The sequence below is a fragment of the Pseudomonas sp. B8(2017) genome (genome assembly GCF_002113575.1).
In the GTDB taxonomy this organism is placed as follows: domain Bacteria; phylum Pseudomonadota; class Gammaproteobacteria; order Pseudomonadales; family Pseudomonadaceae; genus Aquipseudomonas; species Aquipseudomonas putida_Z.
In genome coordinates this window covers 389,760-413,367 of sequence record NZ_NEIO01000002.1, presented here as the reverse complement: position 1 = coordinate 413,367, position 23,608 = coordinate 389,760, and the positions used below count along the sequence as shown (strand labels likewise).

The following is a 23,608-nucleotide window of genomic DNA, read 5'->3' as shown; positions in this document are numbered from 1 at the left end:
GAATCGTGCCAGATCTGTAAGTTGATGATTTTAAATGATTAATTTTGTTTTTCTAAATATCTTGTCTACATTTTGAGACTGTAGGGGCTGCTTTGCAGCCCATCGCCGGCAAGCCAGCTCCCACAGGGTTATCCAAAAGTTCTGAAAGCGGTGCAATACCTTGTGGGAGCTGGCTTGCCGGCGATCGAGGGCGAAGCCCTCGCAGCGATCTCAAATCAGAAACATAAGTCTCAAGTTAGAGACGAAATCCCCAGCGCTACCATCTTCTTGTACAACGTCGACCGCCCCAACCCCAATGCCTGCGCGGCCTGCGGCACATTTCCCGCATACTCGGCCAATGCCCCAACAATCAGCTCACGCTCAAACTCTTCACACGCCTCACGGTAAGTCTGGCGCACAGGCGCAGCCGCCACCGGGCTCAACGGCCCCAATGCCGCTCGTAGATCCGCCATCCCCAACCGCGGCTGATCCGCCAGCAGCGTGGCCCGCTCCAGCACATTGCGCAGCTCGCGAATGTTCCCCGGCCATGCATGCCGCGCCAATAGCTGCTGCGCTTCGGCCTCGAGCTCATACTGGCTGCCCAGTTCCCCCAGGATGGCCTCGCACAGCACCGGCAGGTCCTCCAGCCGTTGCCGCAGTGGCGGCACCTCGATCGGCAGCACATTCAGCCGGTAATACAGGTCGGCGCGGAATGCCCCGCGGGCGATGGCGGCCTGCAGGTCGATGGAGGTGGCGGCAATGATGCGCACATCACTGCGCAGCATCTGGTTCGAGCCAACCGGCTCGTACTCCTTCTCCTGCAACACCCGCAGCAGCTTGCTCTGCAGGGCCAGCGGCATGTCGCCGATCTCGTCGAGGAACAGCGTGCCGCCTTCGGCCAGTTGCAGCTTGCCGCTGCGGCCCTTGCGATCGGCGCCGGTAAAGGCGCCGGGGGCGGTGCCGAAGAATTCGGCTTCCAGCAGCGTCTCGGGGATCGCCGCACTGTTGATGCTGACAAACGCCTTGTGCGCCCGCGCCGACGCCGCATGGATGGCATGGGCCAGCAGTTCCTTGCCGGTGCCGGTTTCGCCCAGCAGCAGCACCGGCGAATCACTGCTTGCGCCACGCCGGGCGCGGCGCTTGGCCTCCAGGCTGGCGGCGCTGCTGCCAACGAACTGGGCGAAGCTGTACTTGGCCTGGCGGGCGCGCAATTGCGAGCGGGTCGAGGCCAGCTCCTGCTGCATGCTGGAGTAGCGTTTGAGCAGCGGCGACAGGCTGCGCAACTCATCGAACAGGGCAAAGCCGATGGCGCCGATCAGCGCGCCCTGGTCGTCGTGGATGGGCAGGCGCATTACCACCAGCGGCTCGTTCGGGGTGTCGAGCATGTCCAGCAGGATTGGCCGGCCATTGCTCACTACCTCGCGCATCAGGCTGCCCGGGATCACCGCCTCGCATGGCTGGCCGATGGCACTGGCGGCGTCGGCCAGGCCAAAGCGCCGGGCGTAGCGCTCGTTCATCCAGACGATGCGCGCCTGGCGATCGACGATTACCGTGCCCTCGCTGGACTGCTCGATGATCTCGAACAACGAGCGGATCGCCAGTTGCCGTACCTGGGGGTAGTCCTTGAGGCTGTCGCTGTCGTGCATGGGTAGAAATCCTGAAATCTGTGTAAGCAGGGCCGGCCTCTTCGCGGGCTTGCCCGCTCCCACAGGGTCACCACAAATCCTGAGGACTGCGGGGTACCTGTGGGAGCGGGCAAGCCCGCGAAGAGGCCAGACCTGAAAACCTATCCCCTGGGGTCGAACGCCTCGCGCAAGGCATCCCCGATAAACACCAGCAGCGACAGGATCACCGCCAGCGCAAAGAACGCGGTAAAGCCCAGCCACGGCGCCTCCAGGTGCTGTTTGCCCTGGGTCACCAGCTCTCCCAGCGAAGCACTCCCGGCCGGCATGCCGAAACCGAGAAAATCCAGCGCAGTCAGGGTGGTGATCGCCCCGGTCAGCATGAACGGCACATAGGTCAGCGTTGCATTCATGGCATTGGGCAGGATGTGCCGCAGCATCACCTGGCTGTCTGGCAACCCCAGCGCCCTTGCGGCCTTCACGTACTCCAGGTTGCGACCGCGCAGGAACTCGGCGCGCACCACATCGACCAGAGTCAGCCAGGAGAACAGCGCCATGATCCCCAGCAGCCACCAGAAGTCCGGCTCGACGAACCCGCTGAGGATGATCAGCAGGTACAGCACCGGCAACCCCGACCACACCTCCAGCAGGCGCTGGCCGACCAGGTCGACCCAGCCGCCGTGGTAGCCCTGCAGGGCACCGGCCGCCACCCCGATCAGCACGCTGACCACGGTCAGGGCGAAGGCGAACAGCAAGGATACCCGGGTGCCATACAGCACCCGGGCCAGCACGTCGCGGCCCTGGTCGTCGGTACCCAGCCAGTTGCTCGCGCTCGGCGGGCTGGGGGTGGGCACTTGCAGGTCGTAGTTGGGGGTATCGGCGCTGAACGGGATGGGGGCGAACAGCATCCAGCCACCTTGCTGCTCGATCAGCTGGCGTACATAGGCGCTGCGGTAGTCTGGCTGGAACGGCAGCTGGCCGCCGAACTGCTGCTCGGTGTAGCGCTTGAGCGCCGGCACGTACAGGTCGCCCTTGTAGCCCAGCAGCAGCGGTTTGTCGTTGGCCACCAGCTCGGCACACAGGCTCAGCAGCAGAAGGGCGGCGAACAGCCACAGCGAAACCCAGCCGAGGCGGTTGCGGCGAAAGCGTTGCAGGCGACGACGCGAGATCGGTGAAAGCATCAGCGCGCCCTCGTGTCGAAGTCGATACGCGGGTCGAGCAGGGTGTACGACAGGTCACCGATCAGGCGGATCAGCAGGCCCGCCAGGGTGAAGATGAACAGCGTGCCGAACACCACCGGGTAATCCCGCGCCACGGCCGCCTCGTAACTCATGCGGCCCAGGCCATCGAGCGAGAAGATCACCTCGATCAGCAACGAGCCGGCGAAGAACACCGTGATCAACGCCTGCGGCAACCCGGCCACCACCAGCAGCATGGCATTGCGCAGCACATGGCCATACAGCACCCGGCGTTGGCTCAGGCCCTTGGCGCGGGCGGTAACCACGTATTGCCGGGAAATCTCGTCGAGGAAGGCGTTTTTGGTCAGCAGCGTCAGGGTGGCGAAGCCGCCGATCACCAGGGCACCGACCGGCAGCACCAGGTGCCAGAAGTAGTCGGCGACCTTGCCCAGCAGGCTGAGCTCGTCGAAGTTGTCCGAGACCAGGCCGCGCACCGGGAACCAGCTGAGCGAGGTGCCGCCGGCGAACAGCACGATCAGCAACAGGGCGAACAGGAACGAGGGCAGGGCATAGCCGACCACGATCAGTGCACTGCTCCAGGCATCGAAGCGGCTGCCGTGGCGCACTGCCTTGCGGATGCCCAGCGGGATCGACACCAGGTAGGTGATCAGCGTGGCCCAGAAGCCCAGCGACAGGGTGACCGGCAACTTGTCGAGGATCAGGTCGGTGACCTTGGCGCCGCGGAAGAAGCTGTTGCCGAAGTCCAGCCGGGCGTACTGGCCCAGCATCAACCACAGGCGCTCGGGGGCGGATTTGTCGAAGCCGTACTGGCGCTTGATCTCCTCGATCAGTTTCGGGTCCAGGCCACGGGTGGCTCGTGACTCGCCGTGCACCACCTCGGCCCGGGCACCTGGGGCGCCGCCGCCGATGCCCTGCAGGCGTGCCACCGCCTGCTCCACCGGGCCACCCGGCGCGGCCTGGACAATGGCAAAGTTGACCAGCAGGATCGCCAGCAGGGTCGGGATGATCAGCAACAGGCGGCGCAGGATGTAGGTGGTCATGGCGAGGATTTCCGGCGCTCGGCCATTTGCGCGTTGGTCAGCGCGGTGGGGCTGACTTCCCACCAGGTGTCCAGGCCTTCGTCATAGGCAGCCTGGACCTTGGGCAGGCCGAAGCGGTTCCACCAGGCAGTGGAGCTGCCCGGTGGGTAGTAGTTGGGGATCCAGTAGTAGTTCCATTGCAGCACCCGGTCCAGGGCATGGGCGTGGTGCAGCATGTCGGCCTGGGTGTCGGCGCGCACCAGGCCGTCGATCAGGCGGTCCACGGCAGGGTCCTGAAGCACCATCAGGTTGTTCGACCCAGGGTCGTGGGCGGCTGCCGAGCCAAAATAGTTGTACAGCTCGGCGCCGGGCGACAGGGTGACCGGGTAGCCGGTGACGATCATGTCGTAGTCACGTGCCATCAGGCGGTTGACGTACTGGGCCGAATCGACGTTGCGGATGTCCAGGGTCACGCCAATCTGGGCCAGGTTGCGCTTCCACGGCAGCAGCAGGCGCTCCATGCCCGCCTGGCCGTTGAGGAAGGTGAACGCCAGCGGCGTGCCCTGGCTGTTCACCAGGCGGTCGCCTTCGGGGCGCCAGCCGGCTTGTTCGAGCAGCGCCAGTGCCTGCAGCTGCTGCTTGCGGATGATCCCCGAACCATCGGTGACCGGGGCGGTGAACACGGTGCTGAAGACTTCGTCCGGCACCTTGCCGCGCAACGGTTCGAGCAGTTTCAACTCGCCGGCATCCGGCAGTTGGCGGGCGGCCAGCGGGGTATTGGAGAACACGCTCTGCTGGCGGATGTACATGTTGCGCATCATCTGCCGGTTGCTCCACTCGTAGTCCCACAGCATGCCCAGCGCCTGGCGCACGCGACGGTCCTTGAACTGCGGCCGGTCGAGGTTGAACACGAAGCCTTGGGCAACCTGCGGTTTGGCCGGGCCCAGGTGGGCGCGCTGCAGGCGGCCGTCGTCCAGTTGTGCGCCGTTGTAGCCCAGCGTGTAGGCGGTGGCGGAGAATTCGCGGTTGTAGTCGTAGCCGCCGCCTTTGAGCACCTGCCGCGCCACTTCGGTATCACCGAAGTACTCGATGCGCAGCTTGTCGAAATTGTAGCGGCCGCGGCTGACCGGCAGATCGCGCGCCCACCAGTTGGCGTCGCGCTCGAAGGTGATGCTGCGGCCGTTGTCGATGCGCCCGATACGGTACGGCCCGCTGCCGACCGGCTTGTCGAACCCGGCGCCGTTGGCAAAATCGCGCTGCTGCCAGTCGTGTTCGGGCAGTACCGGCAGGCTGGCGAGGTCCAGCGGCAGGGTGCGGCCGTGGTCGGGCTTGAAGTCGAAGCGCACGCTGTGCGGGCTTTCCACGATGACGCCGACAACATCGGCGAACTGGGTGCGGTACTTGAGGCTGCCCTTGCTCATCAGCAGCTCGAAGGTAAAGCGTACGTCCTCGGCGCGCACCGGCTTGCCATCGGCGAAGGTGGCGCGCGGGTCGATCTCGAACCGCAGCCAGGCATCCTCCGGGCCGCGCTCCATGCGCCGGGCGATCAGGCCGTAGACGGTGTAGGGTTCATCGAACGAGCGCACGGCAAGTGGCGCGTACAGCAGGCCATCGACCTCGCTGACACCGATGCCTTTGTCGATGTACGGCAGGATATGGTCGAACTGGCCAATCTCGATGGCCGAGCGGCGCAGGATGCCGCCTTTGGGGGCATCGGGGTTGACGTAGTCGAAATGCTGGAAGCCGGCGTTGTAGCGGGGGGCTTCGCCGTAAACGGTGAGGGCGTGGGTGGAGGCGGCGTGGGCCATCAAGCTCATGCACGCAAACACAAGCCCCCAAAGTACTTGTGGGAGCGGGCGTGCCCGCGAATGCGTCAGATCAGACAATGAGATTGCCTGGTCTGGCCTATTCGCGGGCATGCCCGCTCCCACAGGGTATTTCATCGGCTGCGAGGACTTAGTCCTGGCGGCTGGTCACTTCCAGCAGGTGGTAGCCGAACTGGGTCTTCACCGGGCCTTGCACGGTATTGACCGGGGCGCTGAACACCACGGTGTCGAACTCCTTGACCATCTGGCCCGGGCCGAACGAGCCCAGGTCACCGCCCTGGCGGCTGGACGGGCAGGTGGAGTTGGCTTTGGCGATTTCAGCGAAGTCGGCGCCTGCTTCGATCTGGGCTTTCAGTTCGTTGCATTTATCGATGCTGCTGACCAGGATGTGGCGGGCGGTTGCACGGGCCATGGGTACTGCTCCTTGGGGTAAAAAAGGCAAGCCTAGCGCACTTGTCCGGGGTATGTCTCGCCAGGCTTGCATCCCGCTACCTAGAGTTTTTGTGCCGCCTCGCGCAACAGGGTTTCGGTCGAAGCCCAGCCCAGGCAACCGTCGGTGATCGACACGCCGTATTTCAGCGCGCCCTTGCCCAGCGCCTGGCAGCCGTCGAACAGGTGCCCTTCGATCATCACGCCGACGATCGAACGGTCGCCGGCCAGGCGCTGCTCCAGCACATCGTTGAAAACCGCCGGCTGGCGCGCCGGGTCCTTGCCGCTGTTGGCATGGCTGCAATCGACCATGATCCGCGCCTGCAGCCCGGCCTTGGCCAGCGCCTGGCGGGCCATGGCGATGCTGTTGGCGTCAAAGTTCGGGCCCTTGTGGCCGCCGCGCAGCACCAGGTGCGTGTCCGGGTTGCCCAAGGTCTCGATGATGGCCGGGTAGCCCTGCGCATCCATGCCGAAGTGGCGGTGCGGGTGGGCGGCGCTGCGCATGGCGTCGCTGGCGATGGCGATGCCGCCGTCGGTGCCGTTCTTGAAGCCGACCGGCAGCTCCAGGCCACTGACCATTTCGCGGTGGATCTGCGACTCGGTGGTGCGCGCGCCAATCGCGGCCCAGGCCAGAAGGTCATCGAAGTAGCCGGCGGCCATTGGCTGCAGCAGTTCGGTGGCAACCGGCAGGCCGCGTTCGATCATGTTCAGCATCAGCCCGCGGGACAGGGCGATGCCGGCGTGCATGTCGTCGCTGCCATCGAGGTGCGGGTCGTAGGCCAGGCCTTTCCAGCCGACCGTGGTGCGGGGTTTTTCGACGTAGGCGCGCATCACCAGCAGCAGCTTGTCGTCGACTTCGCGGCTGAGGGCGGCCAGGCGGTCGGCGTATTCCAGGGCCGAGCGCGGGTCGTGGATCGAGCACGGGCCAACGATCACCAGCAGGCGCGGGTCGCGGCCTTCGAGGATGTCGCGGATGGCCTGGCGGTGGGCATGGACTTGCTGGGTAAGTTCGCTGGACAGCGGCATTTGCTGCTTGAGCAGGTGCGGGCTGGGCAGGCGCTGGCTGACGGTGGTGTTGGCCGCTTGCGGCTGGGTCAGGGCGAGGCTGGAAGCTTGCATGGCGTTTTTTCCCTGGGCGGACGGCGGGTTCTGGCCCGCGTGGTCGGCCCTATCGAGGTGTTCGACAGATCGTTGAATTCGTATTGGCTGCTGCATTGCCACCTGTGGAAGACCGAACGGAGGCGGCAGGCTGGCCCGAACGGGATTGGCTAAATCGCCAGGCGTAGGTGTTTGCGTAGTAATAAGTGGCGTAGTTCATGAATCTGTCCTCAATGTGAATCGGTGTTGTTCAAAGGCCTGAAAAGCAAAACCCCCGGTCGGGGAGCCGACCGGGGGTTTGAGTATTCTCATGTTCGGCGGCCCCTCGAAGGTGGGCGCCGTGTGGGTATCGGCGCCTAGTGGCTAAACCAATACCCAAAGTAATAGCTGGCAGGTGCCACGCAGCCGGCAACGGCCAGCACAGGGCGCAGGCTGCGACCGGTGTGGTTGGCGTGGTTGCGGGTGTGTTTCGGCATGTTGCTCTCCAGTGAATGAGCCCGAGCTTACTTCAGTTCGGCCGGGCCATTCAATGGATAAATGCTATGGGGGTGATCAATTGTTTTTGTACAGCACGGTTCAATGGCCATAGCGCCCGACCAGGCTCTGCGCCCCTAGCGCGTGACCTTGCAGCAGTTGCAGCAGGCCGCTGCGGTCCAGGCCTTCGGGCAGGGTGCCCAATGGCAGGTCGGTGGCGATCAGCGTCAATGCGTAGTGGTGCGGGTTGTCGCCGGCGGGTGGGCAGGGGCCGCGGTAGCTGAGCGTGCCCCGCGAGTTGCGCCCCACGGTGACGCCTTGCCCGGTCAGCCCGGCGACGCCTTCCTTAAGCCCATCCTGGGCCGGGTCGATGTTGTAGGCGATCCAGTGGACCACGCCAATGCCCTTGCCGCCGTCCGGGTCGAACATGATCAGGGCCAGCGACTGGGTGCCTGCGGGGAGGTTGTCCCAGCTCAGTTGCGGGGTGCGCTCTTCGCCGGCACCACAGGCCGGGTCCGGGCCAACCTGTTGCAAGGCGATCACGCCGCCATCGGTGAACGACGATGAACTGATCGACAGTGCGCCCTGGCCGCCAGCGACGGCCAGGGCGCTGCACGGCAGCAGGGCGGCGAGCAGCCAGGGTTTGAGGTTCATGGTGAATCCTTGGCAGGGCGTTCCGGCGCAGTGTAGCCCAGGTCGGCCTCAATGGCTGTCCTGGTCCTCGGCGGTGCCTCCCGAGTGCCCGGCGCCGGAGCCGGTGGCTTCGCCGGTGCTGTTGGAGCCACCAGCGGCGCCGTCGGCGGCATCGCTGTTGCTGCCGGTGTCGCTGCTGTCGTTGGCTTTGCTGCTGCCTGGGCTGTTGACGCTGCTGTCTTCACCGGCGGTCTTGCCACCGTACTGGTCGGTTTGCGGGCGGCTGTCGGTGTCGGTGTCGGTGGCGGCGAAGCTGGTGCCAGTGACGCTGGCCAGGGCAAGGGCAAGGCACAGTGAGAGTGGGCGAATGCGGATCATGGAACGTCTCCTTTGCGGATGATCTGTCATTCGTTGGGCTGGGGGCGGGGAGTGGGGTGCCGTCTGGGCGACGGATGGTCATTGTTGCGGGCTGCCGTGCAGCCCGCTCGGTTGCAAAGGGGCCGCGCAGGCCCCGAGGAAGGCGATCAGCGGCAGTTGCCCGCCTTGCGATAACCTGCTGCCTGCGCCTCACCCTCTGTGGCGAAGGTGACCTGGTTCTTCGCGGTAACCTGGGTATAGCCCGGGCAGCCGACGGAAAGGTGATAGACGTGGCTGTTGCGGTTGCCAAGCACCGCCCCCACCGACCCGGCACTGGCCAGGCTCGGCTTGGCCTCTGGCTTGGCAGCCTTCGCCGGCACCGCTTGCACCACGCCACTGCCGACCGGCTTGTAGTTGGCGGTCCATTTGCGTTCCCCGGTCACGAAGGGGTTGGCATGCCCCATGATCGCGGCAATGCGCCGGTCACGCTCTTTCTCCCAGGCCGACACCGGGTGCTGTTTGTCCCAGGCCATCAGCAACTGCTGCTGTTGGCGCGACATGCTCAGCTTGTAACGGTCGTACATGTAGAAGGTGGTGCGGGCGACCAGGCCTTTCACTTCGTCACGTGGTTCGGCAGCACGCTGCACGAAGTCGACCTTGGTGGAGCACTGCCCGTATTGCCCTGCATTACCAGCAACCATGCCGTAGTTGAAATTGCTGCGGTCGCCGTTGACCTCGCCTACTGCCGGGTACAGGTTGAACAGGTCGGCCTCCATGGCGCGGAATACCGGGTCGTCATCCACGCAATGCTCGCGGCCACCGTTCTTCCAGCACTGGCGCTGGTTGCCGAAGGTGTAGGCCGGCACGATGTGCTCCCATTCGGTGCGTTCGGCGCGGTTCTGCTGCTTGCGGGTCTGATAGCCGCACGAGGCGGCATCAATACGCCCGCCAGACTTGCCCACCCAGGCCCATTTGCAACCGCAGTACAGGTCGCCCATGGCACTGCTGGCCTGGTCCATGTACACCTTCTGCTTGGCCACCACCTTGGCCTCGGTGAAAGTCGCCGGCGGGCTGGCCAGGGCAGGGAGGGTGAAGGAAAACAGTAAGGATACGGCGTAAAGCAGTGATTTCATGGGAAAAACATATTTCAGGTTGGGGCGCGCATTGTAATCGTTTCCTTGGGGCTGGCCAGCTTGCTGATCCACACTTGAGCCCCTGGGGCTGCCTTGCAGCCCATCGCGACACAAGGCCGCTCCTACAGGGAATCGCGCACAGACCCGGACATTACGCACAGTCCCGGCCTGACGCGATCCCTTGTAGGAGCGGCCTTGTGTCGCGAAAGGGCCGCAAGGCGGCCCCGGCTATCTACGCCACTTCACCGGTCGCGCGGGCTGGCTCCGCCGCCAGATTCGCCGGCACTTCGCGGGCAATGACCTGCTCGCTGGCAAACAGGCTGCGCATCAGGCTATACCCGGTCAGCAACATGTAGAACGCAATCGGCAACCCGACCACGATGCTGGCCATCTGGATCGCCAGCAACCCGCCGGCAATCACCAGGCTGGCGGCGATCGCCCCCTCCAGCACGCACCACAGCACCCGGATCCAGTGCGGTGGGTTGATGCTGCCCAGCGAGTTGAGCATGCACAGCACCTGCGTTCCCGCATCGGCGGCCGTAACAAAATGCACGGCGAGCAACAGGCAGATGATCACGCTCAGCACCGCACCCAAGGTCGGGCCGTCAAGGCGGTCGAGCAGGGTGAACATGGCTGTGGTGGTCTCCTTGCGCGTGGCCTCCAGTATCGGGCCACCCTGGAACGGGCCGGCGGCTGCCTGTTCGGCGACCGGCAACTGCTGGTAGGCCTGTCGCGCCTGCTGCTCATCCTTCAGTGCTGTACCGCCAAACACCGCCATCCACAGGATCGTCACCAGCGTCGGGACCAGCAGGGCGCCGAACACCAGTTCGCGGATGGTGCGGCCACGGGAGATGCGTGCAATGAACAGCCCCACGAACGGGCCCCAGGTCATCCACCACGGCCAGTAGAAGGCAGTCCAGCTCTTTTGCCAGGCGCTGTCGGCCTGGGCGTCGGTCCAGAAGCTCATGCCGATGATGTTCTGCGCGTAGTCACCAGCCGATTCGAACAGCAGGTTCATCAGGTAGTTGGTCGGGCCCAGTGCCAGCACCACCAGCATCAGCCCCAGGGAAATCCACATGTTCAGCGTCGAAAGGCGCTTCATGCCGCGCGACACGCCGGCCACCAGCGAGATCGAGGCAATCACGGTGACGATGGCGATGATGCTCAGCTTGAACGACAGGGTGACCGGGGTGCCGAACACCTGGTGCATGCCCATGTTGATCTGCTCCACGCCCAGCCCCAGCGACTGCGAGACGCCAAAGGCGGTGACCGCGCCGCCGATGATGTCCACGGCATGCCCGATCGGCCCGTAGATGCGGTTGCCGATCAGCGGGTAGAGGATCGAGCGCAACGCCAGCGGCAGCCCCTCACGGTAGGCGAAGTAGGCCAGGCCCAGGCCGATCACGGTGAAGATTGCCCACGGGTGCAGGCCCCAGTGCAGCAAGGTGATGCGCATGGCCATGGATGCGGCCTGGTCGGTGAGCCCTGGGGTGAACGGATTGCTGGCATAGTGCAGCACCGGCTCGGCCACCGACCAGAAGATCAGCCCCACGCCCATGCCGGCGCTGAACAGCATGGCGATCCAGGCGGCGAAGCTGAATTCCGGTTTTTCGTCGGCACGCCCGAGCTTCAAGGTGCCAAAGCGGCTGAAGGCGATGAACACCAGCACCCCGAGGATGCCGCTGACCAGCGCCAGGTAAAACCATTTCAGATGGTCGAGGATGGCGTCGGAGGCGGCCTTGAATACCCCGGCGGCCTGGTCGCCATAGGAGGCGCAGAGCACCACGAAGGCCACGACAATGGAAAGCGACCCAACGGTCACAACAGGATTCAGGCCCTTGAACAGGCCTTCTTTTGCACGCATCGGCTATATCCTTTTTATTCTGGCAGGCAGGTGCGAACGCACCCGCCTGGCGGCGTTGCGGGTTGAAGGGACTGCAGATGAAAAACGGGCGCCTGAAGCTCAAGCGCCCTGGGTGTCGGTCAGAGGTCGACCACCAGGTCCGAGGTGGGGCGGCTGCAGCACAGCAGCCGCAGGCCCTTGTCGATTTCGCGCTGGCGGATGCCGCCGTTGTGCTTCATGTCGACGCTGCCTTCCAGCAGCGCCGTCTTGCAGGTACCACAAACCCCTTGGCTGCAGGACGAAGGCACCACGGCGCCTGCCAGCTTGGCAGCCGCCAGCACGGTCTGGTCGGCGCGCATGGTGAAGGTCTTGCCCGAGCGGGCCAGGTGCACCGTGAAGGTATCCAGGGCCTGGCCCGGGGCAACCGGAGCGGGTTCAGGTTCGGCATCGGCGTTGATGTCGAAGCTTTCCTGGTGGTAGCGGGCCAGGTCGAATCCGGCACCGGCCAGCAGCGCCTTGGTGGCGTCCATGTAACCCTTGGGCCCGCAGGTGAACACGGCGCGGTCCTTGAAATCAGGGATTTCGCGTTGCAGCGCTTCCAGCGACAGGCGCCCGAGCGGGCCGTTCCAGTCGGCCTCGTCACCCTGGTTTTCGCAGAAGAACAAGGTGCGCAGCTGTGGCATGCGACGCTCCAGCTGCGCCAGTTCCTCACGGAAGATGATGTCCTTCGGTGTGCGGGCGCTGTGCACGAAGACGATGTCCAGCTCCGCGTGCAGGTCGGCGGCAGCGCGGGTCATGGCCATCAGCGGGGTGACCCCGGAGCCGGCCGACAGGTACAGCAACTTGCGCGCCGGGCCTGCCACCGGGGTGAACACCCCGGCCGGGCCTGAGGCAGCCAGGGCCTGGCCCGGGCGCAGGTTGTCGTGCAGCCAGTTGGACACCGTACCGCCCGGCACCCGCTTGACCGTGATGGCAAAGGTGAACGGCCGGGTTGGCGTGGAAGACAGGGTATAGCAGCGCGACACGCTGGCCCCGCCGATCACCGGCGACACGGTCAGGAACTGCCCGGGTTCGTAGGCCAGGGCATGGTAATCCGGGCTGTGGAAGGTGAAGGTCTTCACGTCGTGGGTTTCGTCCACCACGCTGAGGCATTCGATGCGCCGGCTTTCGCCACTGGCCCATTGCGCCCCGTGGGCGGCCCAGTGGTCGCTGTCGGTAAAACGCTGGTCGGCGCGCAGGCCGGCGATGCTGTGCAATGCGGTCATGGCCTTCAAACCCCGTGTGCGGCGAGACGCGAGGCGTACCAGCGGGCGAACTGGTCGACGTACGGCTCGGTGAAGGTGGAGTAGGGGCCCGGCTCGAAGGCGGGGTCCTGGGTACCGCTGTGGGTGATGGCGACCAGCGCGGCATCCTGCTGGGTGGTGGCAACCCACACTTCGATCAGGCGTTGCAGGTCGTAGTCGACACCTTCGATAGCGTCGCGGTGCACCAGCCACTTGGTGCGCACCAGGGTGCGCTCCGGCGACAGCGGGATGATCCAGCTGATCATGGCGTGGTCACTCATCACGTGAGCCCAGGCGTTGTTGCCCCACAGGTGGGTGTCGCCGAGGTCGCGGCGGGTGAGGTTGCCCAGCAGCTTGCTGCAGGCCACCTTGGTGTCGAGGGTTTGCGACTCGCCGCTGCCGGCAATGATCATGCGCTGGGTGCGGAACTGGGTGGGCGAGCTGTCCTGCAGGTGTTCGACGGTCTCGTACAGCAGGCCGGCGCTGGCCCAGTCGGCTTCGATGCCGGCCTTGCGCACCTGATAGGCATCATAGGAGGCACGCGCTTCGTCGCTCATCTCCTCCAGGCTGACGCCGAGGTCCTCGGACTGGTACGAGACGATCAGTTCCGGGTGGGTGCCAGCGCAGTGGTAGCACTCGCGGTTGTTTTCCATCACCAGCTTCCAGTTGCCGTTCTCGATGTAGTCGAGTTCGTAGGCGATGCGGGTATTGGTCAGGTCGAAGGGGGTGAAGCGTGGACCCATGACTTCTTCGAGGTCGCTGATGTCGTCCGGTGGGGTGTCGCTCAGGCACACCAGCACATGGCTGCCGATGACCTTGCAGTGCACCGGGATCAGGCTGCGGCACTTGGGGTCGAAGGCCTTGCCCATGTGGCTGGCGTGCCTGAGGCTGCCATCGAGGTCGTAGGTCCACTGGTGGTAGGGGCACACCAGCATGCCGACGGTGGACTTGCCAGGCTCTTTCAGGCGTGCGCCACGGTGGCGACAGACATTGCGGTAGGCGCGGATCTGTTCGTCATCGTCGCGCAGGATCAGCACCGAAGCCTTGCCGATATCCACGGTAAACACATCGCCGGGCTCATCGACATCGGCAGTAACGGCTACTTGTATCCAGTGTTTGTGAAAGAAGATATCCATATCGGTGTCGAAGATATCCTGGCGGCTGTATAACTCGCCAGGCATGCCGAAGCCCGGTTGCCGCGCATCGACAAGTTCGCGATGGGTTTTATTGATTGGGCTGCTCATTGTTGTCCTCAGGCACTTTTATTTTTAATTGATAAAGCCATGTGCGGCGAATTATTGAAGTGCCCTCGAATAGCGTCAATGCGCTTAATTTTCCATTTCCCATTACCTGAGGTTATGCAGGAACGGGTTGTCGTGCGCAGGCGCCGGGCTTTGCAGCCAATGGGCAATCGCACGGGTGTACACCGATGCCGGCCGACCGTGCGGTACGACGATGTAATAGGATTCGCGGGTGCGTACGGTGAAAGGCTCCAACCGCACCAGGGCCCCGGTACTCACCAGGTGCTCCACCAGCCGCCCCCAGCCCAAGGCAATGCCGTAGCCGGCCAATGCCGCGTTGATGGCATCGGTGTACAGGCTGCAGCGCAGGTTGTAGCGGGGCGCTGCCGGGGCCAGGCCCAGTTCGCGGAACCATCCAGGCCAGTCGACCCAGCCCTCGGAGGTGGAGTCGGCATCCAGCAGCCCGGCCCCGGCCAGTTCCTCCAGGGTGACGGGCAGGTTGTTGCGGGCCAGCCAGGCAGGGGCGCAGACCGGGAAAATTTCTTCCTCGAACAACAGGATGGCTTCGCCGTCGTCCCACTGGCCGTTGCCGTAGCGTACGTCCAGGTCGTAATCGCGCTTGCGCAGATCGCCGGTGAACATCTGCGTGGCCAGGCGCAGCTGCACCTGCGGCAGGCCGTCGGCCAGGGCGTTCAGGCGGGGCATGATGCGCAGTTGCGAGAAGGGTGCGGTGGAGCCCAGCACGATTTCCTGATGGTGGCTGATGTGGGTGATCTGGTCGAACGCGCTGGCCACCCGCTGCAGTGATTCGGAGATGCTGGCAAAGAGGATTTCGCCGCCTTCGGTCAGGTGAATGCTGCGGTGCGAGCGATGGAACAGCAGCGCCCCGAGGTTTTCCTCCAGGGCCTTGATCTGTTTGCTGACCGCCGCCTGGGTCACGCCCAGCTCAATGGCTGCCTGGGTAAAACTGTTGAGCCGGGCCACGGCTTCGAATTGCAGCAAGGCGGTCATCGACGGAATGATTCTTCGATAACCTTTTTGTTGGAAGGCGCCTGTTTGAGTTGTCATTTTATTCCAGACACGGTTGTGGGGCAGGAAGAGCAAGTCGACCCGCCTGGTAATTGTTATTTTGATAAATGCACTGGCACGCACCTTGGCAACTTTTTTCATGATGCACAGTTGCCGATTGCTGTGATATTACAAACATGACAATTAATAGTAAGACTTGAAGAGTGCGCGATCTCCTGTAGGAGCGGCCTTGTGTCGCGAAAGGGCCGCAAAGCGGCCCCGGCGATCTCGGCTTCAGCGCAACAATAGCTGGGGCTGCTACGCAGCCCTTTCGCGACACAAGGCCGTTCCTACAGGGGATTGCAACAAGGCTTCAAGGCGTGAGGGTCGGCACGAACATGCCCGTCTTCACATTGCTCATCGACACCAGCGTCTTGAAGCGCTTGACGTTGTTGTTCTCGAAGAACAGTTCACGGGTCAGCTGGGTGTACTGCTCCATGTTCCGCACCAGCATGATCAGCACGAAATCGCATTCCCCGGCCACGTAGTAGCACTGCTGCACCTGCGGGCAGGCGAGGAAGGTGCGTTTCATCTCGTCCAGCAGGTCCAGCCGCTCGTTCTCCACTTCAACCTCGGTTATCACCGTCAGCGTGTACCCAAGCTGCTCTGGATTCACCTGTGCCACCGTGCCGCGGATCACGCCGTCGGCCGTCAGCTTCTTCAGCCGCCGATTGACCGCTGCCGAGGACAGGTTGACCTGCGCACCGAGGTCCAGCTGTGAAGTACCAGCGTCGCGCTGCACGGCATCGAGCAGGGCCAGGTCGAAGTGATCGAGGGGCATGAAGGGGCCTCTGTAGGTAAACAGCGGTAAACGCCGGGAATGCGTAATAAAAGTGCGCGCGAAGGCCAAAAATCAAGGTTTTCGTACATGGCGAGCGAATAGAATTCTCCCATGAACAAAAACGGCGGTGTAGAGCCAAGGCTTTGCACCCAGGGAGAAACGGTTGATGAATGCGAGTACCCCACTGCAACTGAACGGCGCTTTGCTGCTGCAGCAGATCCGTGCACTCGGCCAGGTAGGCGCTGACGCCACCCACGGCGGGCGCACCCGGATCGCCCTGAGCGATGCCGAAAAGGCCGGGCGCGACCTGCTGGTCGGCTGGATGCGCGAACTTGACCTCGACGTGCAGGTCGACCGCATCGGCAACATTTTCGGTACTTTGCGCGCTGCCGCCGACAGCGGTGAGCAACGCCCACTGATGATGGGTTCGCACATCGATACCGTTACCAACGCCGGAGCCCTGGATGGCTGCTATGGCGTGCTGGCCGGGTTGGCGGTGATTCGGGCCTACCGTGATGCCGGGCGCTTGCCTGAGCGTTCGATCACGGTCGGCGCATTCACCAATGAAGAGGGTGTGCGCTACCAGCCCGACATGATGGGCTCACTGGTATATGCCGGCGGCCTGCCCTTGCAGCAGGCGCTGGACACCCTTGGCACCGACGGTACGCGGCTTGGCGATGAACTGGCGCGCATCGGCTATGCCGGCACGCTGGAGCCTGGCGCCATCGTGCCGCATGAATACCTCGAACTGCATATCGAGCAGGGGCCGATCCTCGAAGCCGAGAACACCCTGATTGGCGTGGTCGAGAACCTGCAGGGCATTTCCTGGCAGCAAGTAGAGGTGAAAGGGCACGCCAACCATGCCGGCACCACGCCGACCCACCTGCGTCATGACGCAGGCTTCGTCGCCAGTGCCATCGTTGCCGAGTTGCGCGCCATGGCCGTGGACTCCGGTACGACCCTGGCCACCGTCGGTTGCATGCAGTTCGAGCCGAACGTGATCAACGTCATCCCGCGCAAGGCCACCTTCACCGTCGACCTGCGCGACCCCGACGAAACTTGCCTGGCTTACGCCGAAAACCGCCTGAGCCAATACCTGGAGGCGCTTGCCGAGCGCGAAGGGGTCACCATCACCACCGAGCGCCTGGTGCGTTTCGAACCGGTGATCTTCGACGCAGGCCTGGCCGATGCCATAGAAGCCTCGGCGCAGCGTTTCGGCTTCAGCCACCGGCGCATGACCTCCGGTGCTGGCCACGACGCGCAAATGATCGCCCGTATCGCCCCCGCCGCGATGATCTTCGTGCCCAGCCAGGGCGGTATCAGCCACAACCCGCGCGAGCATACCGACGACGCACAACTGATCCAGGGCGCCCAGGTGCTGCTGGATGTGGTCAGCCGTCGCCTGATCCACCCCTGATCCCCACTGTAATGCCCCGCCCGCTGAAGCCTGGTTTCAGCGGCATGGGCTTCCTGTTGCCTGCAGAAAGGAGTACCGCATGTTTGTTTCCAACCCCAAGGCTGGCCGCCGGCCTTACCCGCAAGCGTTGCAAGAGGTGATGAGCATTGCCAGGGCTGAAGAAAGCCGCCAGTGGCTGGCCGGCTGGGCGCGCTTGAACGCTGGCGCTACGCCGCTGTACAGCCTGCCTGACCTGGCCGCCGAGCTGGGTGTTGCCCAGGTGTCGGTGAAGGATGAATCGGTGCGCTCGGAACTGGGCAGCTTCAAGGCCCTGGGCGCGCCGATTGCCCTGGTCCGGCTGATCCGGCGTACCTTCCCCGCGCAGCAGTTCGACCCGCGTGGCTTGCTGGAAGGCCAGTACGCCGACCTGCTGGCGCAGTTCACCGTGGCCAGCGCCACCGATGGCAACCATGGAAAGGGCCTGGCGGCCGCCGCGCAAAGCATCGGCTGCCGCTGCGTGATCGTGCTGCATGCCAACGTCAGCATCGAGCGCGAACAGGCGATTGCGGCCTATGGTGCGCAGATCGTGCGCATTGCCGGCAATTACGACGAGTCGGTCGAGCATGCTGCGGAGCTGGCGACCAGCAATGGCTGGACCGTGGTTTCCGATACCTCCTATGAAGGCTACGAAGTGATCCCGCGTGACGTGATGCAGGGCTACGGCACCATCGCTGCGGAAATCATCGAAACCACTGCCGGGCAACCGCCGTTCACCCACGTGTTCCTGCAGGGTGGGGTGGGCGGCCTGGCGGCCGGCATCGTCAGCTACCTGTGGGAGCACTACGGCGCACAGCGCCCGCTGTTGGTCATGGTCGAACCGGAGCAGGCGGACTGCCTGTACCAGAGCGCCTTGCTCGGCAAGCCGGCCAGGGCGACCGGCGCGGTGGACTCGGTAATGGCAGGCCTGGCGTGCGGCGAGACATCGCCGCTGGCCTGGCGCTTCCTGGAGCCGAGCGTCGATTACTTCATGACCATCAGCGATGACCAAGCTGTCGCCGCCATGCGCCGTCTGGCTGCTGGCAGCGCTCGCGACATTCCGCTGGTTGCCGGTGAGTCCGGCGTCGCCGGCCTGGCCGGGCTTGCCCACCTGGTAACGGATGCTGGCGCATCTGCCGACCTGGGTATCGACGGCAACGCCCGCATCCTCTTCATCAGTACCGAAGGCGCCACCGCCCCCGGCGTATATGCCGACCTGCTGGGCGAGTCGGCCAGCTCGGTACTGGCCCGCCAGCAAGCCTGGGTACGTACCTGATCCACCCCTGAGGGCCGGGTATTACCTGCCCTCCGTCAGCTCCACACAAGAAAAACAAGCGGAGATTCCATGAACAAACTCAAACGTGACATCAGCCCCTGGTCGCTGATGCTGACCGGCCTTGGCTCCATCATCGGTTCAGGCTGGCTGTTCGGCGCCTGGCATGCATCGGCCATCGCCGGGCCGGCGGCGATCCTGGCCTGGGTCATTGGTGCGGTGGTGGTGCTGGCGATTGCCCTGACCTATGCGGAAATGGGCGCGATGTTTCCTGAGTCCGGCGGCATGGTGCGTTATGCGCGCTATTCCCACGGCTCGCTGGTGGGCTTCCTGGCGGCCTGGGCCAACTGGATCTCCATCGTGTCGGTGATCCCCATCGAAGCGATCGCCTCGATCCAGTACATGGCCTCCTGGCCATTCCCGTGGGCCCAGGCGCTGGTGCACCACGGCGAGTTGACCCATGGCGGGCTGCTGGCCAGTGCGGGCCTGGTGCTGGTCTACTTCGGCCTGAACTACTGGGGCGTGAAGCTGTTCGTCAAGACCAACACCGCAATCACCGTGTTCAAGCTGGTGGTGCCTGCGCTGACCGCCGTCGCGCTGATCTCGACCCAGTTCAATACACAGAACTTCGGCGACGGCTCGGTTGCCAGCTTTGCGCCGTATGGCTGGTCTGCAGTGTTCACGGCAGTGGCCGCCAGTGGCATCGTGTTCAGCTACAACGGCTTCCAGAGCCCGGTCAGCCTGGCCGGCGAGGCGCGCAACCCCGGGCGCAGCATCCCGTTCGCCCTGGTCGGCTCGGTGCTGATTGCGCTGGTGGTCTACGTGATGTTGCAGGTGGCCTTCATCGGGGCCTTGAGCCCGGCGAGCATCGCTGCAGGCTGGCACAACCTGAACTTCGATTCGCCCCTGGCGCAACTGGCACTGGCGCTGAACCTGAACTGGCTGGCCATGCTGCTGTACCTGGATGCGTTCGTCAGCCCTTCGGGTACCGGCTCCATCTATACCGCCACCACTGCGCGCATGATCTATGCGATGGAGAAGAACAACACCCTGCCGAAAATCTTCGGCAACCTGCACCCGCTGTATGGCGTGCCGCGCCAGGCAATGTGGCTGAACCTGGCGGTGAGTTTCATCTTCCTGTTCTTCTTCCGTGGCTGGGGCGTACTGGCGGCGGTGATCTCGGTGGCCGTGGTGATTTCGTTCCTGACCGGGCCGATCAGCCTGATGTCGCTGCGCGCTACCGCGCCGGAAATCCACCGCCCGCTGCGCCTGAAGGGCATGGGCATCATTGCGCCATTCGCCTTCATCTGTGCCTCACTGGTGCTGTACTGGGCCCGTTGGCCGCTGACCGGCCAGGTGATCCTCCTGGTGATCGGCGCCTTGCCTATCTATTTCTACTACCAGGCCAAAGCCGGCTGGGCGGGGTTCGCTCGCGAGCTGCGCGCCGCTGCCTGGCTGATCGGCTATCTCCCGGCGATTGCCCTGGTGTCGTGGCTGGGCAGCGAGGCGTTCGGCGGTATCGGCCTGCTGCCAGAGGGCCTGGACATGGTCGTGGTCAGCGCAGTTGCCTTCGCGTTCTACCGCCTGGGTGTGGGCAGCGGCTACCGCACGCCATACCTGAGCGAAAGCGTCATCTGGCACGGCCAAGCGCCTGCGGATGAACCCCAGCCTTCCGGTCAACGCCCGACGTTGGCCCAGTAACAGGAGCTTCAAGCATGAGCAACGACCCTGCATTCGAACTGCGCCTCAAGCATTGGCGGCACGCGTTTCACCGGCACCCGGAAACCGGCTTTGAAGAGTTCGACACCGCCGAACAGGTCGCCAGCATCCTCGCCAGCCTTGGCCTGGAAGTGCACCGTGGCATCGGTGGCACCGGCCTGGTTGCCAGCCTCACTGTCGGTGACGGCCCGGGCGTGATCGGCCTGCGTGCCGACATGGATGCCCTGAACATCACCGAACAGGCGCATCAACGGCCGCATGCGTCCTGCAACCACGGCAAGATGCACGCCTGTGGCCACGACGGGCACATGGCGATGGTGCTGGGTGCCGCAGACCTGCTGTGCCGCGAGCGTAACTTCAACGGTACCGTGCGTTTCGTGTTCCAGCCGGCCGAGGAGCATGGGCGGGGGGCCAAGGCGATGATGGCCGATGGGTTGTTCGAGCGCTTCCCGGTCGATGCCCTGTATGGCGCGCACAATATGCCGGGCATGCCGGCTGGCCATATCGCCACGCGGGCCGGTGGGATCATGGCCAGCGAGGACAACTTCGTCATTCACATCCAGGGCAAGGGCACCCATGCCGCCCGGCCGCACATGGGTATCGACCCGATGGTGATCGGCGCCGAGATCGTGCTGGCCTTGCAGACCATTGTCGCGCGCAATGTCGACCCGAGCCTGTCGGCAGTGGTTTCCTGCACCGAGTTCATCACTGATGGCATCCGCAATGCGATACCGACCCATGTCACGATCAAGGGTGATACCCGCAGCTACAGCCCTGAGGTGCAACGCCTGCTGGAAAAGCGCATGCGCGAGATCAGCGAGGGTATCTGCCACCTGCACGGTGCAACCTGCCGGTTCGAGTACAGCCACGAGTTTGCGCCGACGGTGAACTGGGCGGCGAACACGGAAATTGCCGTGGCGGCGGCGCGCAATGTGGTGGGGGTGCAGGCGGTGAATGCCGAAGTGATGCCGATGATGATTTCCGAGGACTTCGGTGCGTTTCTGCAGCAGGTGCCGGGCAACTTCGTGTTCATCGGCAATGGTGCAGAGGGCGAGGCGGGGGCTACGCCGTTGCACAACGCTTCGTATGATTTCAACGATGCGATCCTGGCAACCGGGGCCCGTTATTTTGCCGAGGTGGCCAGGGTCAGCCTGCCGCGTTGATGGTTGATTCGGGGGCCGCTTTGCGGCCCATCGCCGGCAAGCCAGCTCCCACAGGGACCGCACAAATTTCAGGTATTGTGCGGTCTCTGTGGGAGCTGGCTTGCCGGCGATGGGCTGCATGGCAGCCCCGTTCACGCTATCTGTCAGGCCTCAACCTTAGTGCCCACCCTTCATCCGCCGTGCCACCAGGTAGATCCCCAGCCCGACCAGCGCCGTAGCCGCGCCGATGTACCCGGTGCTGGTCCAGCCCATGCCTGCGGTAATCGCCATGCCACCCAGCCACGGCCCCAGCGCATTGGCCAGGTTGAAAGCCGCATGGTTCGACGCCGCCGCCAGGCTTGGCGCTTCATGGGCAATGTCCATCAGGCGGATCTGCAACGGCGCCGCCAGGGCAATCATGGTGCCGACCAGGCCAATGCCCAGCAGCAGGCTCCACAGCGCCTGCGCGGCAAAGCTGAAGAACAGCAGTACGGCAATCGACCACACCAGCACCAGCCCGACGGCGCGGAACTGCAGGCGGTCGAACAGCTTGCCACCGGCGATGTTGCCGACAATGCCACCGACGCCGAACGCCGCCAGGCCGAACGGAATCCACTGCGGCGACACCTGGGTCACCTGCAACATGGTCGGCGCCAGGTAGCTGAACACACAGAACATGCCGGCAAAGCCGATCGAGGCGATGCCCAGCGCCATCCACACCTGCGGCAGGGTGAAGGCTTGCAGTTCCTTGCGCGGGTCGCTGCGCACTTCATCGTGGCGCTGGGGCACGAAGCGCCAGACCAGGGCGATGGTGCACAGGGCGATCGCGCCAACCAGCACGAACGCCGAGCGCCAGCCGAAGTACTGGCCCAGCAAGGTGGTGATCGGGTTGCCGAGCAACATGGCCAGGGTCAGGCCCATCATCACTCGGGCCACGGCCCCCGCCCGCTGGTCCTTGGCCACCATGCTCGACGCCACCACCGCCGCGATGCCGAAGTAGGCGCCATGGGGCAGGCCGCTGATGAAGCGGAAGGCGACAAGGCCACCGAACGAGGGGGCGAAGGCGGTAGCCAGGTTGCCAAGGGCATACAGCGCCATCAACAACAGCAGCATGTGCTTGCGCAACAGCCGGGCACCGATGATCGCCAGCGTCGGGGCGCCGACCATCACCCCCAGCGCATAGGCGCTGATGGCATGGCCCACCTGGGGCTCGCTCAATTGCAGGTTGCTGGCGATATCGGGCATCAGGCCCATGATGGCGAACTCGCCGGTGCCAATGGCAAAGCTGCCCAGCGCCATGGCGGCTTCCATCTTCGCGACGGTAGTTTTGCTAGGGAGAGGGGGTAATTCCTGAACTGACATCTGGATCCTTGTTGAAACATGCTGAAACGTTCAAGGCGGGATCATAGTCAATCCGTGACGGTGACGTCGAGGAAGCTGGCCGGCTTCCTGGACCTGCGGCATGAACAGCACCTGTGGAAGCGGGCATGCCCGCGAAGAATCCAGCGCGGAGGATGGCACCGGCTGCGCCGGTGTTCGCGGGCACGCCCGCTCCCACAAGGCTCTGCATAAGCCTGGGAGGGGGATTACAACGTCAGCTTCTTGCTGAACTTGGTCTCCATGACAATGTGCGACGCCGTATGGGTCACACCCTTGATCATGTTTATACGGGTCAGTTCGGCATTCAGTTCGCCCAAGGTGTGGGTGGTCAGGTGGATGATGAAATCCATTTCGCCCGATACCGCGTACACCGCCTGCACCGACTCCATCTTGCGCAAGGTGGTCATCACGTCGGTGTAGCTCTTGTTGCTGCAGGAGGTCATGGTGAAGCAGTTGATCACCTGCTGCAGCTTGTCCTGGTCGATGCGCACGCTGTAGCCGGTGATCACGCCGGCATTCTCCAGGCGGTTGATGCGCTCCTGCACCGCCGAGCGCGACACACCCAGCTTGCGTGCCAGCGAGGCGGTGGGCTCGCGGGCGTTGGCCTGCAGCAGCGCCAGCAGTTGGCGGTCCTTTTCGGTAAGTTTGAACAGCGCGCCGGGGGGGAGGGGGTCCAT

At 64.2% G+C, this 23,608-nt stretch carries 20 protein-coding genes; 4 read left to right on the top strand and 16 right to left on the bottom strand.

Annotated features, from left to right (window positions below):
• Window positions 1-230: 230 nt before the first annotated feature.
• The 14 genes from CAG22_RS05325 to CAG22_RS05260 all read right to left on the bottom strand — a co-directional run bounded on the left by CAG22_RS05325 (window position 231) and on the right by CAG22_RS05260 (window position 15,985).
• Window positions 231-1,625 (bottom strand): sigma-54-dependent Fis family transcriptional regulator, encoded by a 1,395-nt coding sequence (locus tag CAG22_RS05325; RefSeq protein WP_085704778.1) that lies wholly within the window; start codon window positions 1,623-1,625, stop codon window positions 231-233.
• A gap of 140 nt (window positions 1,626-1,765) precedes the next feature.
• The gene (locus CAG22_RS05320; RefSeq protein WP_025339234.1) at window positions 1,766-2,782 is read right to left on the bottom strand and encodes an ABC transporter permease; all 1,017 of its coding nucleotides are present in this window, start codon (window positions 2,780-2,782) and stop codon (window positions 1,766-1,768) included.
• Window positions 2,782-3,840 (bottom strand): microcin C ABC transporter permease YejB, encoded by a 1,059-nt coding sequence (locus CAG22_RS05315; protein WP_085591089.1) that lies wholly within the window; start codon window positions 3,838-3,840, stop codon window positions 2,782-2,784. Before CAG22_RS05315 ends, CAG22_RS05320 begins: the two co-directional genes overlap by 1 nt.
• Window positions 3,837-5,762, bottom strand: a complete 1,926-nt coding sequence (locus tag CAG22_RS05310; RefSeq protein WP_139833408.1) for an extracellular solute-binding protein — start codon at window positions 5,760-5,762, stop codon at window positions 3,837-3,839. The genes CAG22_RS05315 and CAG22_RS05310 overlap by 4 nt, the downstream gene beginning before the upstream one ends.
• Before the next feature lie 13 nt (window positions 5,763-5,775).
• A complete protein-coding gene (locus tag CAG22_RS05305) occupies window positions 5,776-6,057 on the bottom strand; it encodes a peptidylprolyl isomerase (protein ID WP_016715592.1) in 282 nt (93 codons plus the stop codon).
• An 80-nt stretch (window positions 6,058-6,137) separates the two neighbouring features.
• The gene (locus tag CAG22_RS05300) at window positions 6,138-7,193 is read right to left on the bottom strand and encodes a 3-deoxy-7-phosphoheptulonate synthase (protein WP_085704774.1); all 1,056 of its coding nucleotides are present in this window, start codon (window positions 7,191-7,193) and stop codon (window positions 6,138-6,140) included.
• A 555-nt stretch (window positions 7,194-7,748) separates the two neighbouring features.
• Window positions 7,749-8,300 carry a YbhB/YbcL family Raf kinase inhibitor-like protein gene (locus CAG22_RS05295; RefSeq protein ID WP_025339230.1) on the bottom strand — a complete coding sequence of 184 codons (552 nt, stop codon included), beginning with the start codon at window positions 8,298-8,300 and terminating at the stop codon, window positions 7,749-7,751.
• A 48-nt stretch (window positions 8,301-8,348) separates the two neighbouring features.
• Window positions 8,349-8,657: a hypothetical protein gene (locus tag CAG22_RS05290; protein ID WP_075045285.1), complete on the bottom strand. Its 309-nt coding sequence runs from the start codon at window positions 8,655-8,657 to the stop codon at window positions 8,349-8,351.
• 146 nt (window positions 8,658-8,803) lie between these two features.
• Window positions 8,804-9,769: an endonuclease gene (locus CAG22_RS05285; protein WP_085616401.1), complete on the bottom strand. Its 966-nt coding sequence runs from the start codon at window positions 9,767-9,769 to the stop codon at window positions 8,804-8,806.
• A 232-nt stretch (window positions 9,770-10,001) separates the two neighbouring features.
• Window positions 10,002-11,633, bottom strand: a complete 1,632-nt coding sequence (locus CAG22_RS05280; protein WP_085692734.1) for a BCCT family transporter — start codon at window positions 11,631-11,633, stop codon at window positions 10,002-10,004.
• A gap of 119 nt (window positions 11,634-11,752) precedes the next feature.
• Window positions 11,753-12,877 carry a hybrid-cluster NAD(P)-dependent oxidoreductase gene (locus CAG22_RS05275; RefSeq protein WP_085692735.1) on the bottom strand — a complete coding sequence of 375 codons (1,125 nt, stop codon included), beginning with the start codon at window positions 12,875-12,877 and terminating at the stop codon, window positions 11,753-11,755.
• A gap of 5 nt (window positions 12,878-12,882) precedes the next feature.
• Window positions 12,883-14,139, bottom strand: a complete 1,257-nt coding sequence (locus CAG22_RS05270; protein ID WP_085692736.1) for an SRPBCC family protein — start codon at window positions 14,137-14,139, stop codon at window positions 12,883-12,885.
• Window positions 14,140-14,241: 102 nt separating this feature from the next.
• Window positions 14,242-15,147 (bottom strand): LysR substrate-binding domain-containing protein, encoded by a 906-nt coding sequence (locus CAG22_RS05265; protein ID WP_256582411.1) that lies wholly within the window; start codon window positions 15,145-15,147, stop codon window positions 14,242-14,244.
• A gap of 370 nt (window positions 15,148-15,517) precedes the next feature.
• On the bottom strand, window positions 15,518-15,985 hold the full coding sequence (locus CAG22_RS05260) for an Lrp/AsnC family transcriptional regulator (RefSeq protein WP_085692738.1): 468 nt from the start codon (window positions 15,983-15,985) through the stop codon (window positions 15,518-15,520).
• A 166-nt stretch (window positions 15,986-16,151) separates the two neighbouring features.
• Here CAG22_RS05260 and CAG22_RS05255 point away from each other — a divergent pair, with 166 nt between their 5' ends.
• From CAG22_RS05255 to CAG22_RS05240, 4 genes are all read left to right on the top strand, one after another.
• On the top strand, window positions 16,152-17,402 hold the full coding sequence (locus tag CAG22_RS05255; RefSeq protein ID WP_085692739.1) for a Zn-dependent hydrolase: 1,251 nt from the start codon (window positions 16,152-16,154) through the stop codon (window positions 17,400-17,402).
• Window positions 17,403-17,481: 79 nt separating this feature from the next.
• Window positions 17,482-18,693, top strand: coding sequence for a diaminopropionate ammonia-lyase (locus tag CAG22_RS05250; protein WP_085692740.1), 1,212 nt, complete (start codon window positions 17,482-17,484; stop codon window positions 18,691-18,693).
• A gap of 69 nt (window positions 18,694-18,762) precedes the next feature.
• Window positions 18,763-20,391, top strand: a complete 1,629-nt coding sequence (locus CAG22_RS05245) for an APC family permease (RefSeq protein WP_085593406.1) — start codon at window positions 18,763-18,765, stop codon at window positions 20,389-20,391.
• 14 nt (window positions 20,392-20,405) lie between these two features.
• Complete coding sequence (locus CAG22_RS05240) at window positions 20,406-21,572, top strand: M20 aminoacylase family protein (RefSeq protein WP_085692741.1); 1,167 nt, start codon at window positions 20,406-20,408, stop codon at window positions 21,570-21,572.
• A 156-nt stretch (window positions 21,573-21,728) separates the two neighbouring features.
• Here the strand turns inward: CAG22_RS05240 and CAG22_RS05235 are convergent, their stop codons facing one another.
• Window positions 21,729-22,913 carry an MFS transporter gene (locus CAG22_RS05235; RefSeq protein WP_085692742.1) on the bottom strand — a complete coding sequence of 395 codons (1,185 nt, stop codon included), beginning with the start codon at window positions 22,911-22,913 and terminating at the stop codon, window positions 21,729-21,731.
• Between the two features lie 224 nt (window positions 22,914-23,137).
• Window positions 23,138-23,608: an Lrp/AsnC family transcriptional regulator gene (locus tag CAG22_RS05230; RefSeq protein WP_075045277.1), complete on the bottom strand. Its 471-nt coding sequence runs from the start codon at window positions 23,606-23,608 to the stop codon at window positions 23,138-23,140.

Excerpts from the sequence above, each read along its gene's own strand:
- CAG22_RS05270 (WP_085692736.1), bottom strand. The coding sequence starts at position 14,139 with ATGAGCAGCCCAATCAATAAAACCCATCGCGAACTTGTCGATGCGCGG.
- CAG22_RS05320 (WP_025339234.1), bottom strand. The coding sequence starts at position 2,782 with ATGCTTTCACCGATCTCGCGTCGTCGCCTGCAACGCTTTCGCCGCAAC.
- CAG22_RS05295 (WP_025339230.1), bottom strand. The coding sequence starts at position 8,300 with ATGAACCTCAAACCCTGGCTGCTCGCCGCCCTGCTGCCGTGCAGCGCC.
- CAG22_RS05235 (WP_085692742.1), bottom strand. The coding sequence starts at position 22,913 with ATGTCAGTTCAGGAATTACCCCCTCTCCCTAGCAAAACTACCGTCGCG.
- CAG22_RS05305 (WP_016715592.1), bottom strand. The coding sequence starts at position 6,057 with ATGGCCCGTGCAACCGCCCGCCACATCCTGGTCAGCAGCATCGATAAA.
- CAG22_RS05255 (WP_085692739.1), top strand. The coding sequence starts at position 16,152 with ATGAATGCGAGTACCCCACTGCAACTGAACGGCGCTTTGCTGCTGCAG.
- CAG22_RS05285 (WP_085616401.1), bottom strand. The coding sequence starts at position 9,769 with ATGAAATCACTGCTTTACGCCGTATCCTTACTGTTTTCCTTCACCCTC.
- CAG22_RS05245 (WP_085593406.1), top strand. The coding sequence starts at position 18,763 with ATGAACAAACTCAAACGTGACATCAGCCCCTGGTCGCTGATGCTGACC.
- CAG22_RS05275 (WP_085692735.1), bottom strand. The coding sequence starts at position 12,877 with ATGACCGCATTGCACAGCATCGCCGGCCTGCGCGCCGACCAGCGTTTT.
- CAG22_RS05290 (WP_075045285.1), bottom strand. The coding sequence starts at position 8,657 with ATGATCCGCATTCGCCCACTCTCACTGTGCCTTGCCCTTGCCCTGGCC.
- CAG22_RS05240 (WP_085692741.1), top strand. The coding sequence starts at position 20,406 with ATGAGCAACGACCCTGCATTCGAACTGCGCCTCAAGCATTGGCGGCAC.
- CAG22_RS05300 (WP_085704774.1), bottom strand. The coding sequence starts at position 7,193 with ATGCAAGCTTCCAGCCTCGCCCTGACCCAGCCGCAAGCGGCCAACACC.
- CAG22_RS05250 (WP_085692740.1), top strand. The coding sequence starts at position 17,482 with ATGTTTGTTTCCAACCCCAAGGCTGGCCGCCGGCCTTACCCGCAAGCG.
- CAG22_RS05325 (WP_085704778.1), bottom strand. The coding sequence starts at position 1,625 with ATGCACGACAGCGACAGCCTCAAGGACTACCCCCAGGTACGGCAACTG.
- CAG22_RS05315 (WP_085591089.1), bottom strand. The coding sequence starts at position 3,840 with ATGACCACCTACATCCTGCGCCGCCTGTTGCTGATCATCCCGACCCTG.
- CAG22_RS05280 (WP_085692734.1), bottom strand. The coding sequence starts at position 11,633 with ATGCGTGCAAAAGAAGGCCTGTTCAAGGGCCTGAATCCTGTTGTGACC.
- CAG22_RS05310 (WP_139833408.1), bottom strand. The coding sequence starts at position 5,762 with ATGAAATACCCTGTGGGAGCGGGCATGCCCGCGAATAGGCCAGACCAG.
- CAG22_RS05265 (WP_256582411.1), bottom strand. The coding sequence starts at position 15,147 with ATGACCGCCTTGCTGCAATTCGAAGCCGTGGCCCGGCTCAACAGTTTT.
- CAG22_RS05260 (WP_085692738.1), bottom strand. The coding sequence starts at position 15,985 with ATGCCCCTCGATCACTTCGACCTGGCCCTGCTCGATGCCGTGCAGCGC.
- CAG22_RS05230 (WP_075045277.1), bottom strand. The coding sequence starts at position 23,608 with ATGGACCCCCTCCCCCCCGGCGCGCTGTTCAAACTTACCGAAAAGGAC.